The sequence below is a fragment of the Microbulbifer sp. CNSA002 genome (genome assembly GCF_047324085.1).
GTDB lineage: Bacteria > Pseudomonadota > Gammaproteobacteria > Pseudomonadales > Cellvibrionaceae > Microbulbifer.
Map to the genome: position 1 here is coordinate 1,461,757 of NZ_CP172449.1, position 19,655 is coordinate 1,481,411.

Here is a 19,655-nt window from a genome sequence, read left to right on the forward strand (position 1 = left end):
AGTTAGCACGAAAACTGTTTTTCTCCTGCCGCAGCCTAACTCCTCCTTGAAAACGTTTTGAATTACGTCCATACAAAAGTAGTGCGCGTAAAAACGTACTGGCGTAATTGTTTTTTTATGGAGGGAAATTAGTAAGGCAATGTATTAGTGAATCTAGTCACGGATGGGCTCAAAGTGGGGTATTTTCCGTCTTTAAGCTCAGGCCATGAACTGTGTATTTAGGAAGTTGCACCGTTTGAAGTTGGTGAGAGCATGATTGCGAAAATCTTTGACAAATCCACGGGCTCAATCGACGAGCGATCACTGGAGGGGCTATCTTTGACCTCTCCTGGTCTTGTCGAAATGCCCGCAGATCCTGAGGATATTGCGTCTTTTTCCAAGGACGGAGTAGACCTTGTTATTGTTTTAAAGTCCGGTCAAATCATCATTATTTCAGGGTTTTACCTGTTAGATGAAGAAGGTGACCATAGTGAGCTAGTGCTAACAGGGGCTGAAGAGCCTCTTATGTTAGCTTCTAATGGAGACTTAATCTCCGCCTTTGCTGCGGCTGGTGGTGCATCTTATCCCGCACCAGCGCCGGCCAATCCCGGTTTTTCTTGGTGGATTCCAGCATTAATTGCCCTTGGAGTTGTTGTTATAGCTGTCGCGGCTAGTGATGACGATGACAATAACGGCGATCGTTTTTTTATTCCTGATTCTGATGCCGACGCTGACTCAGATGCGGATGCGGATGCGGATGCGGATGCCGATGCCGACGCGGATGCCGATGCCGATGCCGATGCCGATGCCGATGCCGATGCCGATGCCGATGCGGATGCGGATGCCGATGCGGATGCGGATGCCGATGCGGATGCCGATGCCGACGCTGATGCGGATGCGGATGCGGATGCGGATGCTGACGCCGATGCCGATGCCGATGCCGATGCCGACGCTGATGCCGATGCCGATGCCGATGCCGATGCCGATGCCGATGCAGATTCTGACGCTGATGCGGATGCGGATGCTGACGCAGATGCCGACGCAGATGCCGATGCCGACGCAGATGCCGATGCTGATGCGGATGCCGACGCTGATGCTGATGCTGATGCTGATGCTGATGCTGATGCTGATGCTGATGCTGATGCGGATGCGGATGCGGATGCGGATGCGGATGCGGATGCGGATGCGGATGCGGATGCGGATGCGGATGCGGATGCCGATGCCGACGCGGATGCCGATGCCGATGCCGATGCCGACGCAGATGCTGATGCGGATGCCGACGCGGATGCCGATGCTGATGCCGACGCGGATGCTGACGCAGATGCAGATGCAGATGCTGATGCTGATGCAGATGCGGATGCAGATGCGGATGCCGACGCGGATGCTGACGCCGATGCCGACGCAGATGCCGATGCCGATGCCGATGCGGATGCCGATGCGGATGCTGACGCCGACGCCGACGCCGACGCCGACGCTGACGCGGATGCCGACGCGGATGCCGATGCGGATGCCGATGCGGATGCCGACGCAGATGCGGATGCCGACGCGGATGCCGACGCGGATGCCGACGCAGATGCGGATGCCGATGCGGATGCCGACGCAGATGCGGATGCGGATGCCGATGCGGATGCGGATGCCGACGCTGATGCTGATGCTGATGCCGATGCGGATGCGGATGCCGACGCGGATGCCGACGCAGATGCTGATGCGGATGCTGATGCTGATGCTGATGCGGATGCTGATGCTGATGCGGATGCGGATGCGGATGCGGATGCTGATGCTGATGCTGATGCTGATGCGGATGCCGACGCGGATGCAGACGCTGACGCTGATGCTGATGCTGATGCTGATGCTGATGCTGATGCGGATGCGGATGCGGATGCGGATGCGGATGCCGACGCTGACGCTGATGCTGATGCTGATGCTGATGCTGATGCTGATGCGGATGCGGATGCGGATGCGGATGCGGATGCGGATGCGGATGCCGACGCGGATGCGGATGCCGACGCGGATGCTGACGCTGATGCTGATGCCGATGCCGATGCCGATGCCGATGCCGATGCCGATGCCGATGCCGATGCTGATGCCGACGCGGATGCCGACGCAGATGCTGATGCGGATGCGGATGCCGACGCGGATGCGGATGCCGACGCGGATGCTGACGCTGATGCTGATGCTGATGCTGATGCCGATGCGGATGCTGATGCCGACGCGGATGCCGACGCAGATGCGGATGCCGATGCGGATGCGGATGCGGATGCGGATGCAGATGCAGATGCAGATGCAGATGCTGACGCGGATGCAGACGCTGACGCTGACGCTGATGCTGACGCTGATGCCGATGCCGATGCCGATGCCGACGCAGATGCGGATGCGGATGCGGATGCCGACGCTGATGCAGATGTCGATATCGACATAAATATTGATATTGATATTGACATCAATATTGATATTGACGTTGACATTATCATCATCAATATCGGATCAAATTCTCAAGAGCCTGGTGAGCTTCAAGACAGCGATGTAGAAGCTCTCGATAGCGGTGCCGGAACGCCGTCTGATGCGTTGTTCGCTTGGGTGCCCGATGGGGATGCCGACGCGGATGCCGACGCGGATGCCGACGCGGATGCCGACGCGGATGCCGATGCCGATGCTGATGCTGATGCTGATGCCGACGCGGATGCCGATGCTGACGCGGATGCGGATGCCGACGCCGATGCTGATGCCGATGCCGATGCCGATGCCGATGCCGATGCCGATGCCGATGCCGATGCCGATGCCGATGCCGATGCCGATGCTGATGCTGATGCTGATGCCGATGCCGATGCCGATGCGGATGCCGATGCCGATGCCGATGCCGATGCCGATGCGGATGCAGATGCCGATGCCGATGCTGACGCTGATGCTGATGCTGATGCTGATGCTGATGCTGACGCGGATGCGGATGCCGATGCCGATGCCGACGCTGATGCGGATGCCGACGCTGATGCGGATGCAGATGTCGATATCGACATAAATATTGATATTGATATCGACATCAATATTGATATTGACGTTGATATTATCATCATCAATATCGGATCGGATTCGCAAGAGCCTGGTGAACTTCAAGACAGCGATGTAGAAGCTCTCGATAGCGAAGCTGGAACGTCGTCCGATGCGTTGTTCGCTTGGGTGCCCGATGGAGATGCAGACGCTGACACTGATGCAGACGCTGATGCAGACGCGGATGCAGACGCTGATGCAGATGCTGATGCAGACGCTGATGCAGACGCTGATGCAGACGCTGATGCAGATGTAGACATCGATATAAATATCGACATAGATATCAACCTTGATATCGACATTGATATTGATATCACCATCATCAATATCGGTTCTGATTCAACCGTTGGATCTGATGGGTTCCTCGATATCGACGTTACTGCAGATGCGGGCGAAGGTATGCTGGGTGCCGGTTCTAACCTGTCAATCGATGAGCTACTTGAGTCAACGAGTGAAGATGCTCAGGTATTTGAGTCGGGTGAAAATGAGGAGGGTGTGAGCCCGACCTTAGATTCCAGTGGCATGGTTGGTGGCACTGATGCCCTGACAGCGACAGATAATGCAGCGGCGTTTGAAGATCCTGTTGGAGATATGTGGCAACAAAATGGCTTGAGTGACACCTAGATCAGATAGCCTTTCATTAACTTATTTACCGGGCCGCAAGGCCCGGTTTTTTTTGGCTAGACTTTCGTAGCCACTCTTCGAAACCGTTGATGTCTAGCGGTGAGTGCGTGTTTTATCTCTCCAATAATCAGTGAAAAGTGAACATAGTGGAAGTGTTTAAACGACTATGGAAAATGTCAATGCTATTTGCTCTGGCATTTTGGGCTCTCCTTGCTGAAGCTGACCTCTTTGGTTCGTCTCCCACAGCTGAAGTAATTAGTCCAAGTAAAATGGATGTCGAAGTGAATGATTCACTTAGGCAGTTATCGTTTAGTGAGTATGAAAGGGGAATTAAACGAAATGAACTTAATATCCTTGAAGTCGTGCATCAAGCGGTGGGTTGGCACCCCCTAATTGCAGAAGCAATAGGTAGTCTTTACCAGCAGAGGCAGGGCGTCCGTTCCGCAAGGTCAGGATATTTCCCGCAGTTGAGTGCTGGTGTTGTGGCTGGACATGATTCTGAATATAAGCGTGAAGGTGATGGTCACGCATTTCAGATGAATGTTTCACAGATGGTTTACGACTTTGGCAAAGTATCCAGTAGCGTTTCTGTTGCCCAAGCAGGGGTGCAAAGATCGCAAGCTGAAGTTCTCCAATCTATTGATGAAGTTGCAAGGAGAACTGCAAAAGCTGCAATTGAAGTTCAACGTTACCAGTCACTTCTAATTACTTCTGATGCACAAGTTCAAGGTGTATCTGCTATTGCCAGACTTGTGCAAATTCGAAAAGAACGAGGGGTGAGTTCTCGCTCAGATGTTTTACAAGCTCAGTCTAGAGTAGATGCTGCGCACGCCGCCAAGCAACAGGTTGAAGCCCTGTTGCGTCGATGGCGTAGCACGCTACAAAAATTAACAGGTTTTCAGTCCCCTTTTCGGGTTGCTATGTATGTTCCGGAAGATGTCGCCCAAGCTTGTGACGTTGAATCGTTTAATCTGTCCTCTGTTCCAGAGGTTCTGGTTGCCGAAGCAGATAGAGCTGAGGCAGAAGCGAAACTAAAGTTGGCAAAAGCAAACACTTGGCCGACATTCACTTTGGACGGTAATGTAAATCAATATTTGGATCAAAACTATGTAGATGCCAACGCCCTCAATGAAAATGAAAAAGCCATCTTCCTAAATGTTTCCATGCCTATATACCAAGGCGGAAAAATAGCTGCTGGTCGAGAAGGCGCTAATTATGCTTTACAGTCAGCGGATGCTGCTCGGGATTCAGCTCAGCTGTCAGCAACCCAAAAGTATCGGGAGGCACAAGAGGAGGCAGAAGGGTTAATGCGAAGTTTGGGGGCGCTTAGTGCCAGGGAAAGTGCAATTGCAGAAACAAGGGATCTCTATAAGCAGCAATACTCCACCTTGGGAACAAGAACTTTAATTGATTTGCTCAATTCAGAGCAGGAATTACACCTTGCCCGCCTGGAAAAAAATAATACGATTTTTGATTTGCATTTACTAAAAATTGACTGCTTACATAGTCGTGGCGGTATGCGTGAAGCCTTCAAGCTAGAAGGTATTCAAATTCAGGGCGTGGAGGTGTTGCCTTGAATAATAACCAAATTGAAAGTACTAATGATGGTGAGGGTTCATCTTTAGATACCTCCAATATGGTATCTGACTTTGATCCATGGTGTGAGGCAATTATTGCCATTGCACGATATTATCGTATCGACTGTTCGGCCGAGAGAGTGCGAATAGCGGGAAATTGGGGGGGCTGTGATTCGGTAGAAGGTGTTATTCGTCAGATGTCGCGGCAAGCAGGCTTAACGGTTAAATTTTGCCCATTCACAGAGTCTGCGATTAATTCTTGGAGATTGCCTGTTGTAGCACAAACGATAGATGGACAGTTGATTGTCATCGATTCTGTATCCAAGCAAGAGCAACTGAGTGTTACCTACTGTGGCGATAAAGGCCTAAAAACGAGTGTGCCTCTGTGTGAGTTGAAGAGTCAAATTTTAAGTTTGGCAATATTCCGGCCTAGACGTACAGCGACTGATTCTAGAATTGATGAGTATATTAAGCCCCACGATAAACATTGGTTTCGACGTATTATATTACGGGACTTAAAACCCTACTTTCATGTGATGATTGCTACTACAATCGCTAATTCATTGGCATTAGCAGGCATCATTTTTTCCAAGCAAGTCTATGATCGAGTGATTCCCGCCGAATCATTGCCAACACTTTATGTCCTTTTTAGTGGTGTTGTAGTTGCCATTGTTTTTGATTTCATTATGAGAACCATGCGGGTCAGAGTAACGGATCTGTTGGGAAAACGTGCGGATATTCGTATGTCAGATTTAGTCTTTGGCCATGCCATACGGGTCAAAGATCAGGCAAGGCCAAAGTCTACAGGGACCTTTATTTCACAAATTAGAGATCTTGAAAGAATAAGAGAGTTGTTTACGTCCTCGACAATACTGGCACTCGCGGACCTTCCATTTTTTATACTTTTTCTGTTTGTTATGTGGTGGATTGCAGGAAGCCTGGCATTAATTCCTTTGGTAGCAGTCTTCCTACTGATAATTCCTGGTTTGCTACTTCAGCCAAAATTGGCGACTCTCTCCAAAGAATCAATCAGAGAGGGGGCTCTGCGCAATGCCATGCTAATTGAGACAGTGCAGGGACTTGAAGATATAAAAGCAATGCAGGCAGAGCAGAGATTTCAAGGGCAGTGGAATCACTTCAATGCAATTACCGCCGAATCCAGTCTTAAATTGCGGTATTTGGTAGGGCTGTTACTGAGTTGGACACACAATGTTCAATCATCGGTTTTTGCTGTTGTTGTTCTTTTTGGGGCGCCGATGGTAATGGAAGGGGGTATGACGACCGGTGCCTTGGTAGCAGCCTCGATTCTGGGCTCCAGAATGATGGCGCCAATGGCAAATATAACCCAAGTTCTTAGTCGGTGGCAGCAGGCTAGGATTGCGATGCAGGGTATTGATCAAATTATGCAGCTGCCAGTTGACAATCCTGAGAATGAAAAAAAAGTACAAAAATCAGTTATCCAGGGCAATTATCACTTTCAGCAAACGGTATATAACTACGGAGATAGTGCTGCTGAACCGGCACTGGTTATTTCCGACTTAAAAATACATCAAGGTGAGCGAATTGCGATCCTGGGCAGAAATGGGTCAGGGAAGTCAACCTTTTTACATGCTTTATCGGGATACATCGAGCCTGCCAGGGGGCAGTTGCGGCTTGATGATGTGAGCCTTGCCCATATAGATCCTGCTGATGTCAGACGTGATGTTTCCCTGCTTAGTCAGAAAACTGGCCTTTTCCATGGCACTATTTATGAAAACTTGGTGCTCGGCGCCCCATATGCCAGTGATGAGGAAATTATGTGGGCGCTTGATATGACTGGTGCCAAGGCTTTTGTTAACAAGCTTCCAAAAGGGTTGGGATGCTTGATCCAGGAAGGAGGTTTTGGACTTTCTGGAGGACAAAAGCAATCTCTGCTTTTAGCCCGCCTGCTTCTACGCCAACCAAATGTTCTTTTGTTAGATGAACCTACGTCAGCCCTGGATGAAGCTACTGAGAAGCGGTTTATTCATGCTCTTTCACAGTGGAGTGCTGAGCGCACAGTTGTAGTCGCCACTCATAGAACAAGTATTCTACATTTTGTGGATCGAGTAATAGTTTTAGATAGCGGCAGAGTTGCTTTAGATGAGCCCAAAGATAAGGCGATTTCCATATTGTCACGACAAAAAGGCAAAGATACCCAACAGGGTGAGAAGGTTTCATAGACAAATATTGGCGAGGTAGCCATGTCAAACGCAGATGGTCACGATTTGCTATCACACCCTCGGCGAGAACCAAAACGCGTTGCCCTCCTAGATATAGACTCTCAAAATGACGAAAAGCAGTATGGCGATGATGTTGATGATGCATCTCTGGTTCGTTCTGGAAGAATTGTTTGGGTATTTTTCCTACTTCTTGCAGCGTCAGTGACTTGGTCATATCTCGCTAAAGTGGATGAAGTGTCATCGGGTAGTGGAAAAGTAGTGCCAACTTCACGTTCACAAATTATTCAGTCTTTGGAGGGGGGCATACTTGCTGATTTAAAAGTATCTGAGGGAGATATTGTCGAGAAAGGAGAGGTGTTAGCACAACTGGATCCGACAAAGCTTCGCTCAAATGTAGATGAAATTTCAGCAAGATATAGAGCTGCTCTTGCAAGCGTTTCCCGCCTAAATGCCGAAGTAAATGGAATACCAATAAAATTCCCGGAAGAACTTTCAGAGTTCACCGAACTTATTGCTACAGAAAAGAAGTTATTTGATATAAGACAGCGAGGTCTGGCGGAATCCCTTCGTGGTTCAAAAGAAACATTAGAGTTGGTTAACAAGGAGCTAACTATCACAACTTCTTTACTTGATTCCGGGGCGGCTAGTAGTGTCGATGTGTTGCGTCTGCAACGGCAGAAGTCAGAGCTGGAAACCAAAATTCTGGAAATCAAGTCCGATTATATGGTCAAGGCTCGAGAAGAGCTTGCCAATGTTAGAGCAGAAGTTGAGTCACTTTCTTCCGTAAAAGAGGGGCGGTCTGACTCCTTGACCCGGTTGACTCATCGATCTCCTGTGAGGGGTATCGTTAAGGCTATTGAAGTTACAACAATAGGCGGAGTTGTGCCACCCAATGGAAAATTAATGGAGATAGTTCCTCTGGACGATCAGCTCTTAATTGAGGCAAAAATATCACCTAGAGATGTGGCATTTATCCGTCCTGGACAGGCTGCCAAGGTAAAAATAACAGCTTATGAGTATGCAGTATATGGAGGCTTAGATGGTGAGGTTACGACTATATCTCCAGATACAATACAAGATGAATTTACACCAGGGGAGTATTATTATCGGGTTTTTATCCTAACTGAAAAAGATTCCTTGATAAATAAAGTTGGAAAGAAATTCCCAATTGTGCCTGGGATGATTGCTACGGTGGATATCAAAACAGGATCAAAAACCATCTTTGATTATCTGTTAAAGCCGATTAACAGAGCAAGTGAAGCTTTGCGAGAGAGATAGCGGTGGGAATTGATGCTTGGTAGCAAAATCGCGTTTTCGGTGTTTTGTATTTTTCTCGGCCTTTTTGGTCTTTGGCGCGGTGCAGTAGCTGATAGCAAGAAGGTTACCTTGTCCGCAGAAGTTACTATAGAAAATCACTCTGAACGTGATGTCATAGGGTATATTCACAGATTGTCGATGCCAGTTGAAACTGGATTGCAGCAGTCATTAAAAGAGATAAGATACGAATACCCTGAAAATTTAGTTATCAAGGATCATAAGAAGGGAGATTCCAAGTATTTAGAAGTAAGGCTAGACATACCTGCAGGAAAGGTCGTTAAGCGAAAATTTCATTTTGACCTTTTGTTGAGTTCTTATGATTATGCCAAAATTTCTCGAGGTCGTGAGCCTTATCCGGCTAAAAAATATCTTCAGCCAGCAAAATATATTGAATCAGATGCTTTGGCAATAAAAAAATTGTCCTTGGAAATTCAGAATACGTTTTCTGATGAAGAGGGGCGATTGCGAGCTGCATTTCTCTTACCTCAAGCTGTTATCGAATATAAAATCCAACCGACAAAAGGCGCACTTGCGGCACTCGAGTCAAGAAAGGGCGATTGTACAGAGTATGCAGCTCTCTTTGTTGCTTTGGCCCGTTCAATGGGCTATCCAGCAAGGGTCACGTCTGAGTTTCTTTTTACCAAAAGAAAGCAATTTAAACAACCCAATCATCATGCTGCTGAGGTCTATATGAATGGACGCTGGATGCCGGTAGATCCTAATTTGGCTCAGGAGTCTCGATTTGGATATGGATTTGGTAGAGGACGGCTCAGTAAAATTATCCTTACCCGCGATTTTACTTGGGTGTGGTCCAATTTGTGGCCTAAAGAATTTAGGGGAAATGTAGACCAAACAAAGGTCGCTATTGAGTGGAGCTTACAATAGCGACTACTTGTTCTGATATATTTTGTAGACTGAATTTTATTCTGTTTTCAAGGTCTGCCCTGTTTTTTGGAGTTTATCTAGCAGTGCAGGAATAGAGCCAAAATCTGAATCCCGCCTTGAGCCTTTTAAAAGGATAAGGTCTGAATCCTGACAAAAGTCTGTTAGATAACTTACCAAGGCGGGAGCTTCGGAAAAGTGAGGGCCCAATAATTCATCAGGTAGCACCTTGCGAAGATACTCCATCTCCTCGCCATGGGTTATTACCCAATTTACCTGGCTTTGAATAAGAGGTCCAGCAAGGCTCTCATGAAGTTCCTTGGCTTTTTCGCCTAGATGCACGATTCGGCCTAGAACGGCAATCTTTCTTCCTTTATCTTGAGTTTCAGTTTGTGCAAATACGGAAAAAGCATTAAGCATTGAGCTAACCGTAGCATTCCAACTATCATCGATCAGACTAATGGATTTCCCATGTACTTTTATGCGGGTGCGCTGTAGGTGGCTGTCATCTAACTGTAGTTCTTGTAGTTTTAATGCCGCTGCATCGATATCTCTGCCCAAGGCATAGACTGCGCAAATGGAGGCTACAGCATTGTGTAGCATACCGATACTTGGAGCAGGAACGCGAAGTTCCAATTCCCTCTTAGGGAATTTCAGTTGGACCCAGCTACCAGATTCATCGGTACGTACTCCCAGAATACGAACTTCAGCATTAGGACTTTCCCCAAAGATGATGATTCGCTTTGCATGTTTCTTGGCTTTCTTCAATACATAGTCAAAGCACTTTAGATGCTCTCCAGCAATAGCGATAGCGGAGCCAGTAAGACCATCATAAATTCGTGACTTCCAACGAGCAGTATCTTCGACACATTTTACGTGGTGACTAGTTTGAGACATTCCAATTTCGGTTATTAAGGCAATAGTGGGTTTTACTTGATGTGTAATAGGGCCACGTTTCATCCATAGGGCACTTTGAGCAACTTCTATAACTGCGACTTCATGATCTTGATTCAGGCTAGCCATCATCGACGGCGCACCTACGCGAGAGTTATAGTTCCCCATACTGGAAAGTATTTTTTCTCTTGTTCCCAGCATTTGGGTAATCATCTTGAGTGTTGTTGACTTCCCCGCAGTGCCAGTAATCGCTATTACATCACCAGTAAATCGCTCCCTTGCCGCTAAACCTAATTCGACAATAACTTTGATTGGGTCTTTTACTTGGAGTACAGGGAGATCTTTTGGAAGTCCAGCAACGGGTTTGGATACAATTACTCCGGCAATTTGATCGGCAAAAGAAGGGAGTTTCTGGTGGAAATCCCAAAATTTGGTTGGCTTTTTTGAGCTTTGTTCATGGTAAGCTCGATCAAGGTTAGTGTGTGCAACGAATAGAATAGGGTCAAGAGACTCCTCTATAAAGCTACTCCCTGAGATTACGCTTCGGACAAACCATCCCTTTGGGGGCGGGACCAACCATCTGCCGCCTGCAATTGCATTAATTTGTTCTTCGTTCCAAGTTTGACCTGGATGATGTTGATAAATAACCGATGGGAACTCGGTCATATAATTGGGGACTCTGGGACGTGTGGAGGGCTTCTTCCCCAGTAGATTCAGTTGGGTAATCATTCCCCCTACGAGTATGGGTTTAATCTGGGTGGTGTTTGAAATTAGGCCTACGGCTAAATGTAAATGTACAGGTTGAAGTTCATTCTTGGCCGGTGCTCTTATTCCATACAGGTCTCGGTAGATTACCCCCGGCTGCCATTTTGTGGTGGGTACCTGCCAATCACAGGGATCATGGTCCATCGATTTTCCCCAATAAGGCATAGATGTTTCCTTGATAGGGATAGCTCGAAAGTCCAGGCGAAAATCTTCCTGTACTTTCTCGTCAGTAGTCCAGAAGGATTCTACCCACAGCATCTGGCGAGTTTTTATTTCACGGGGATAAAACCTGACACCTAATAATTTAAGCGGTCCGCATTCAAGCGGAGGGATCTGTGCATCCAGGGGTACTTGATCTACTGTCCAGTTTGGACTCAATGGACGCTGCTGCTTAATCGGGTCCCGCTTGTAATGGGTTTTAAAGAGATGTGGTAATTTACGGTATTTTCTATCTGGAGGCGAAAGCAAAATTGTTCCGCTACCATCTGAATTCGGTACTAGGTTTGTTCCCAGAGCTGAACAGGATTTGGAAAATCGTTGGGTAAGCTCTTTTGCGCTATCTCCACTCAACTGCTTGCTAAAGCCAAATCCGACACCTACAGGTACAAAGACAACCTTTTCTATTCCTTTTTCACTTAAGTAAAGCCGAAAGACTCCGCTATCTGCCAAACTTCGCCGAACTGCATCAAATAATAGATCCCCAGCATCATGGATAATTGGCCGATTCTTATAGACTTCAATACCTTGTAGGTTATGCGCACTGGTACCCAAAATACAATCTGCCCCAGCATCGATAATGGCATGTCCAATAGCGATTTCATCTTCGCTGGGCTCGGGTTCTCTGTTGCCTCCCCAGTGGACAGCGACAAGCACTATATGAGCTTTCTCTCGCGCGGCCTCAATTCGAGGTTTCAAATTGTCGAACCAGAGACTGGGCATGGTTAGTGGCAAGTGTGCACATCCGGGAGTATTTGGACCTGCTGCAAATCGGGGTTGTGTAGCATCAAGAGAAAAAATGGCTACATTAAGTCGGCCTGCTGGGCGATATACTGGGGCCAGAGCTTCTTCGATATTGATGCCTGAGCCTGTGTGCCCGATACCGGTTTCGTTGAGCCAATACTGCTGTTCCATTAACGCAGCAGTGCCATAGTCTCCACTGTGATTGTTTGCAGTGACAACAACATCAATACCGGCTTCCATTAATACCGAAAGCATTTCGGGCCGGGCTCGGTAATAGTATGGGGACGATTCGCCTTTACTGATCCCTTGCTCACCCTCAGTTCCGACTACACACTCTAAGTTAACGACGCTTATATCTGCATTTTTTAAAGCAATGACTGTGCCGAGTACTTTTTCGGTGCCAAATTGGGCCGTACGGTAATGCTGCCTCCGGGCTAAGTTAACATCTCCTCCCCAAGCGAGCACTGGTAGTGACTTGTGGGAGTCGGCAGTTGGCTCGACGGTCATCTCTTGGTATGCCTCATCAATATCCTCGGGTGCATTTTTGGGCGTAAGCAGGTACTTTCGATAAGCGACAAAACCAGATAGATAGTGCTCGACATCATCAATACGGATTCTGAAGGCATGGTGCCGGATAAAGAAGCTTCCCAATATACGTTTGGGATTCTTGAAATACATGGCGAATTCAGGCCAGAAATACCCATTTAGAAGGTACATCGCACGCTTATGTAGTGCCCTGTAAAAGTGTTTTAGGTCTACCTGGTCAAGTAAATATTGGAACTCGGGCTCTTTGCCCAAGCGAGTTACCATCTTTTCAGCTGCCATCATCAATTCAAGCAGAGTAGGGAATGTGGTTATCCTATTCTCCACAAAATCCAAATAGCTGGCGAAGTTTCGAATACCGAACTGGTAGTACTTCTCTTCGGGGCGATAAAGGGTTAGTTCATTAACGCAGTAGCTTAACCAATGATCGTGGGCGCGCCAGTGATTGGCTTGAATGAAATAATCAAATGCCTTTTCAACCAAATTTAGCCAGCGTGAATCTTTAGTAAAGCCATAGAGGCGCATCAAGCCAAAGGCAGCTTCACCGTCGTAATAGATGACCCTATGTTTATCTTTAACTTGAAGGTCTGGATATTCAAGAACATGGGAGAACTGCCCGGTGATTGAGTCCTGCATATACTCTATCCCAAGTGCTAATTGCTCCATCAGTTTGGAATACTTGTCGGTTTTCGTTGCCTCAGAGTACTTTACCAGGGCTAACAGTGATACTGCGTTGCCCCCTAGTTTTATTTCATTATTTGCCTCTACCAAAAAAGCTCCCTCAGCACCTGAGGGGAGGGTGGCGGTCTGAATTAGCTCTGTTGTAAGGTGTTCCAGTGATCGATGTATGGAGCTCATTAGAGCTTTGTCGCCAGTAACCTCCCAGGCTTCAATCATCGAATAAGTACTACTGGCATGTCGTAAGTTGTTATAGGTGTCGATCTTCCGGTCGAAACAGGCGTGCCAACCATAGTGGAAGGAGCCATTCTTTTTGACTTGAGAGCTTAAGTAGTTACTGCTGTTTCTAATCAATTCAGAGACAGTATTAGTATCTAATTTTTCTATGACACGTCGGCCGGCATCTAAACCGGGTCCGTAGAGGCAAACGGGCTGACGCTTGGATTCACAGAAAACTCCCTGAGTTGAAAGCAGAAGCACAGTCTTTTCTTCTGAAAAATCCAGCTCGGTATTTATACCGAATCTTTGCTTAGCGTAGGCAAGAAAATTGTTCTCATTAATAATGACATGATCAATCTGATTTCCGCCATAGAGCATGGCATTAGCATTTAGCTCTTGCTCCAGGAATGCTATTTCGCAGTCCATATCAAGTGCGAGGCCATAGCGGAAATACGACCTCTTGGTGTCTTTAAGGATTTCTTCCAAGCCTGCAAATGTCATTGTGCTTTTTTGGGTGACCCAATCGACACGTAACCAACAGGGTTCCATCTTGTGCGACTTTGCTGCCCTTTGGATTGTCTTTGCTAAGGCTTGCCAGGCTTCCGAAATATCCGCCGCCGTTTTATGCTTCACGATGGCGCGATGCTTGGCATCACTAATTGAAAAAAACAAGGTATAGGGGGGGCGTTGCTTACCCAGTGCCTGCTCAACCTGAGCACGCACTTGAACGAGCATGTTGGATAGGGACATGTCGCGACTTATCTCTCTATTAAAAAAGCTTGGCAGTATTTTTTCTGCTGGTCGGCTCGGGTGCTTTTCCTGAACGAGTATAGACGGGGGGGAAGATTCTGCTTTTAGTGGTTTGTACTGGGGTGGTGGTGTGGCAAATATTTTTTTTGTTTTATCTGTCAATTTGGGTTTTCAAAACAAATCTTGTCGGATAGTATTGGGTAACCGTATTCAGAATGATTGTTGTGCAACTCGCTCAGATCATTCTCTATTAACCTGTAATTAACAGTGTGGGTTAATACCAAGGTTTAGCCGTAGGGCAGGAGCATTTTCTGCCAAGAAGGAAACCCGGGATCTTATCATCTCGGGTTTTTTTGTCGGTAAATATAGGTTGTTTGTCTCAAATTCATCTTGCTTACTGAAACTCTTCTTTGTCTGCCTCTTAATTTTCTGAGGTAGGCTGCTTGCCCTCCCCCGAAAGATGGGCACCTTGGCCGAATAGTGAGAGAACCTTCCGGGTTTGTATTTGTACCAATGTCTTGCGGGCACTCGCCGAGTGGCCTTAGCGCCATTCTTTTATCTGGAACCAGTCAACTTAAACCATACAGGACAGGTGCCTCTATCGAATTGTTGGCAGTGAATCTATTGGAGTAGTAACCATGAATGGGAAGTGGTGGAGAAGCTTGAGGAGCTTCCCTCCGTTAGTTTGGATTATTTTAATTGGCAGTTTTTTTAGCCGTGGAACTTATTTTATGGTCTGGCCTTTCCTGGCCATCCTTCTATTTGAAAAGTTTCACCTCGGCGCGGCTGAAATTGGTTTGATCCTGAGTGCATCTGCCGTTGGTGCTGCTGTGTTGGGCTTCTTTACCGGTGCGCTATCGGATCGCTATGGGCGTCGCAATATGCTATTGCTTGGCTGCATTGTGAGTATTTTTTCCTTTGCTTTGTTGGCTGTGACGCAAACCTTGGCAGGATTTATCTGTGCGATGACCCTGTGTGCTATTGGTCGCGCGGTGTGGGAACCGCCGGCGAGTGCGCTGATAGGCGATTTAATTGACGATCAAGCCAGCCGTGAATTGGCGCTGCAATTCCGTTACTTCCTGATTAATGTGGGGGCCGCGCTGGGGCCCATTGTGGGTGTCTGGGCCGGTTTGAGTGCGCAGCAATCCACTTTTGGACTCACTTCTCTCAGCTACCTACTCTTAGCCCTGGCCTTTGTTTGGGGTTTTGCCAGAACCGAGAGCGGACGTTTAGCGAGTAAGCAAAGGGATGCGGGCGTATCTCTGGGAAATACGCTCTCGGTATTGCGCCGTGATCAGGTATTTATGGTGGTGATTATTGCGAATATTTTAACGCTGTTTATCTACGCGCATATGGATTCAAGCTTGGTGCAATACCTCACCCGCGCTGAAGCGCCGGGATTGGTAGAGCTGATATCCAGCATGATCTTTGTTAATGCGTCGACGATAGTATTACTGCAGTTTCCCATTATGAAGTTAATGGGGCCGCTGGCCATTAACACCCGTATTGTGATTGGGTTGGGTATTTTGTCGATCTCCCAGCTTTGGTATGCCCTAAATCCGGTAGATTGGTTTTGGGGTTGGCTCGGAGCGACTTTTATTTTGAGTCTGGCTGAGGCAATTTTGTTTCCAACCATGAGCATTCAAATTGACCGGCTGGCACCATCCCATTTACGCGGTACCTATTTTGGGGCCTCTTCCTTTTATGCCATTGGCTGGTCGATGGCGCCATTAATTGGTGGAGTGATTATTCAATGGTGGAGTGGCCCGGCCTTATACGGCTTGTTAGTGGCGTTATGTGGAGTTGTGTTCGTGCTCTATCGCCTTACCGAGTATCTGTCTCGCCCTGAGTGGCCTGAGCCTGAGGGAACGGTAGTCGCGGATCGAGTCGCCAATGTGTCCTAGCACCGGATACAGAATTTAAGGGCAAAAAAATACCCCCGCCAACTCTGGTCGACGGGGGTATTTTATTTTGTGATCGCCGGGAAATTAGATCTCGGCAGCGAGACGTGAGCCTTGGTCGATAGCGCGCTTGGCATCGAGTTCTGCGGCTTCATCAGCGCCACCAATCAGATGGGTGGTTACGCCGCGCTCTTGCAGAGCTTCGTATAGCTTGCGTGCGGGCTCCTGACCGGCGCAGACAATAATATTGTCGACTTCCAGTACCTTTTCCTCTTCACCAACGCGGATATGCAGGCCTTTATCGTCAATTTTGTCGTAAAGGGCACCGGCAATCATCTCTACCTTGCGATGCTGCAAGCTTCCGCGATGAATCCAGCCGGTGGTTTTACCCAGGCCTGCACCCACTTTGGTGGTTTTGCGTTGCAACAAATATACCTGGCGCGGAGAGCTTACTGCTTCGCGTGGCTTCAGGCCGGAGCGATTCTCCAGGGCAATATCGACACCCCATTCATTGAAGAACTCTTCCTTATCGCTGGCGACCACTTCATCTTCTGTGGAGTGGGGCCCATCGTGGGTTAGGTACTCCGCTACATCAAAGCCGATACCGCCGGCTCCGATAATGGCAACCTTCTCGCCAACCGGCTTCTTGTGCTTCAGTACATCCAGGTAACCCAGGACTTTATCGCTCTCAATGCCGGGGATCGGTGGAGTGCGCGGCTCGATACCGGTAGCAATAATCACTTCATCAAAAGATTGCAGATCTTCCGCTGTGGCGATGGTATTAAGTTTTACTTCAACACCGGTGACTTCCAGGCGGCGCTTAAAGTAGCGCAGGGTTTCCTGGAATTCTGCCTTGCCGGGGATCTGCTTGGCGATATTGAACTGGCCACCAATCTTATCGCTGCCTTCGAACAGGGTTACTTCGTGTCCACGCTCTGCGGCAACGGTAGATGCGGCCATGCCCGCAGGGCCGGCGCCGATTACAGCTACCTTTTTCACGTTGTCGGTAGGCAGGTAGTTCAATTCGGTTTCGTGACAAGCGCGGGGGTTTACCAGGCAGGAGGTCAGTTTCAGCTGGAAAGTGTGGTCCAGACACGCTTGGTTACAGCCAATGCAAGTGTTGATCTCGTCGGCGCGGCCTTCGGCGGCTTTGTTGACGAACTCAGAGTCTGCCAGGAAGGGGCGTGCCATGGAAATCATGTCAGCCTGGCCGGAGGACAGAACTTCTTCGGCGACTTCCGGCACATTGATACGGTTACTGGCGACTACCGGGATAGACAGGTGCTTTTTCACCTTGGCGGTGATATCGGTAAATGCCGCGCGGGGAACACTGGTGGCAATAGTGGGAACGCGCGCTTCGTGCCAGCCGATGCCGGTATTGATAATTGTGGCGCCAGCTTTTTCGATAGCCTGGCCCAGAGCCACTACTTCATCGAAGTCACTGCCATCTTCTACCAGGTCCAACATGGACAGGCGGTAAATAATAATAAAGTTCTCACCGACGGCTTCCCGTACGCGGCGCACAACTTCGATCGGCAGGCGGATACGGTTTTCGAAGGAGCCGCCCCATTCATCGGTACGCTTGTTGGTGCGTTTCACGATGAACTGGTTAATAAAGTAACCCTCGGAGCCCATGATCTCCACACCGTCATAGCCGGCTTCGCGAGCCAGGGTGGCGCAGCGTACATAGTCATCGATCTGGCCTTCGATTTCCTCGCTGGTCAATTCGCGCGGGGTGAAGGGGTTGATCGGCGCCTGGATGGGAGAGGGTGCGATCAGGTTTTCGTTGTAGGCGTAGCGGCCGGTGTGCAGGATCTGCATACAGATCTTGCCGCCCTCAGCGTGAACAGCATCGGTGACTTCGCGGTGCTGCTGGGCTTCTTCCGAAGTGGTCATCTTCGAAGCGCCCTGGAATACGCCACTCTCTTCGTTCGGGGCAATACCACCGGTTACAATCAGGCCAACGCCACCGCGGGCACGTTCGGCAAAAAAGGCCGCCAAACGGGTGAAGCCATTGGGGTGTTCTTCCAGGTTGGTGTGCATGGAGCCCATCAGCACCCGGTTTTTCAGGGTGGTGAAGCCCAGGTCCAGGGGGGCAAGCATATTAGGGTAGGCTTGGGACATGGCAAATTTCTCTTCTTGTAACCTTTAGGGTTCATTTATGTATATGCAAAAAAGTGCATATCGTTGCCCAGCAGGATAACAAGACGGCCCACTGTGAAACAGTGACTTAACCGGTCGAATTCAGTGATCAATTACGGGCCCCATCTAACCTTGATGCGTCCCATTCTCATCTATAAATAAAGTGTTTTTTAAGGGTTCCCTGTCTCGACGTATACAGAGGCTCATTTACTCCTCTACCAAGCTTACCAACTTGTTTCGCAGCCATTGATTGGCTGGGTCGTCGTGTTGATTTTTATGCCACAGCAGGTGCCAGTCCATTTGCGGTATTTGAAACGGAAGCTCAAACAATCGGGCTGAGTACTGTCGCGCCAGGCTGGCGGGGACTGTCAGTGCCAGGTCGGTTCTCAATACCACTAACGGTGCGACCCGGTAGTGCTGGACCCTCAATTTCACATTGCGACGGCGCCCTAACTTGTTCAGGGCAATATCTTCCAGGCCAGGACCACTCCGACGGCTGGAGACATGGATATGTTCCAGCTTCAGGTACTGTTCCAGGGTAAGGCTGGCGGAATCCGCCAAGGGGTGATCCTGGCGCAACATACACAGGTAGCGATCGTTCATCAGTCGCTGTTGTTTTATCTGTGGGGAAGTGGGTACGGGAACATCTAGGGCAAAGTCCAGGGTGTTGGCGGCCAGTTCCTTGACCAGCTGCTCCCTTGGGACCTGGAAAGACTCGACAGTGATACCTGGGGCCTCCTGCTCCAGCACTTCCAGCAGTCTAGGTAAAAGGAAAGTCTCCGCCATATCGTTCATGGAGAGCCGCAAGGTTTTTCTGGCTTCCTGTGGCACAAAATGACGCTGCTCGCTAAGGCTTGCCCCCAGTAGAGAAAGAGCTTCCTGGACCTTCGGCATAATGCCCTCAGTCAGTGGCGTCGGTGCCATACCGGTGGGGCTGCGAGTGAATAGTGGGTCGTCTAACGTACGGCGAAGTCGCGCGAGAGCATTACTGACAGCCGGCTGGGTGATATGCAGTTGCTCAGCGGCACGAGTCAGGTTTCGGGTTGTGTATATCGCCTCCAGCACGGGAAAGAGGTTCATGTCGATTCGCTGTAATTGCATTGCTGCCACCGTCATCACTCTCATGAATGATTCAATATTCGCATAATAAACTTTGATGATTCAAATGCTGGAGATAG

Annotated in this window: 9 protein-coding genes; 6 read left to right on the plus strand and 3 right to left on the minus strand. The window is 48.7% G+C overall.

The window, feature by feature from the left end:
- Positions 1 to 252 precede the first annotated feature (252 nt).
- From ACG1BZ_RS06470 to ACG1BZ_RS06490, 5 genes are all read left to right on the plus strand, one after another.
- Positions 253 to 3,648: a BapA/Bap/LapF family prefix-like domain-containing protein gene (locus ACG1BZ_RS06470; protein WP_413664900.1), complete on the plus strand. Its 3,396-nt coding sequence runs from the start codon at positions 253 to 255 to the stop codon at positions 3,646 to 3,648.
- Between the two features lie 146 nt (positions 3,649 to 3,794).
- A complete protein-coding gene (locus tag ACG1BZ_RS06475) occupies positions 3,795 to 5,225 on the plus strand; it encodes a TolC family outer membrane protein (protein WP_413664901.1) in 1,431 nt (476 codons plus the stop codon).
- A 59-nt stretch (positions 5,226 to 5,284) separates the two neighbouring features.
- Positions 5,285 to 7,426 (plus strand): type I secretion system permease/ATPase, encoded by a 2,142-nt coding sequence (locus ACG1BZ_RS06480; RefSeq protein ID WP_413665851.1) that lies wholly within the window; start codon positions 5,285 to 5,287, stop codon positions 7,424 to 7,426.
- Positions 7,427 to 7,447: 21 nt separating this feature from the next.
- On the plus strand, positions 7,448 to 8,704 hold the full coding sequence (locus ACG1BZ_RS06485) for an HlyD family type I secretion periplasmic adaptor subunit (protein WP_413664902.1): 1,257 nt from the start codon (positions 7,448 to 7,450) through the stop codon (positions 8,702 to 8,704).
- A 12-nt stretch (positions 8,705 to 8,716) separates the two neighbouring features.
- Positions 8,717 to 9,628, plus strand: a complete 912-nt coding sequence (locus ACG1BZ_RS06490; RefSeq protein ID WP_413664903.1) for a transglutaminase-like domain-containing protein — start codon at positions 8,717 to 8,719, stop codon at positions 9,626 to 9,628.
- Between the two features lie 36 nt (positions 9,629 to 9,664).
- Here ACG1BZ_RS06490 and ACG1BZ_RS06495 read toward each other — a convergent pair whose 3' ends face one another.
- Complete coding sequence (locus ACG1BZ_RS06495; RefSeq protein ID WP_413664904.1) at positions 9,665 to 14,434, minus strand: CapA family protein; 4,770 nt, start codon at positions 14,432 to 14,434, stop codon at positions 9,665 to 9,667.
- Positions 14,435 to 15,165: 731 nt separating this feature from the next.
- Here ACG1BZ_RS06495 and ACG1BZ_RS06500 point away from each other — a divergent pair.
- Positions 15,166 to 16,338, plus strand: coding sequence for an MFS transporter (locus ACG1BZ_RS06500; protein WP_413664905.1), 1,173 nt, complete (start codon positions 15,166 to 15,168; stop codon positions 16,336 to 16,338).
- An 84-nt stretch (positions 16,339 to 16,422) separates the two neighbouring features.
- On the opposite strand, the gene ACG1BZ_RS06505 is transcribed toward ACG1BZ_RS06500, so the two are convergent.
- Positions 16,423 to 18,459, minus strand: a complete 2,037-nt coding sequence (locus ACG1BZ_RS06505) for an FAD-dependent oxidoreductase (protein ID WP_413664906.1) — start codon at positions 18,457 to 18,459, stop codon at positions 16,423 to 16,425.
- A 225-nt stretch (positions 18,460 to 18,684) separates the two neighbouring features.
- Positions 18,685 to 19,578: a LysR family transcriptional regulator gene (locus tag ACG1BZ_RS06510; RefSeq protein ID WP_413664907.1), complete on the minus strand. Its 894-nt coding sequence runs from the start codon at positions 19,576 to 19,578 to the stop codon at positions 18,685 to 18,687.
- Positions 19,579 to 19,655: the final 77 nt, after the last annotated feature.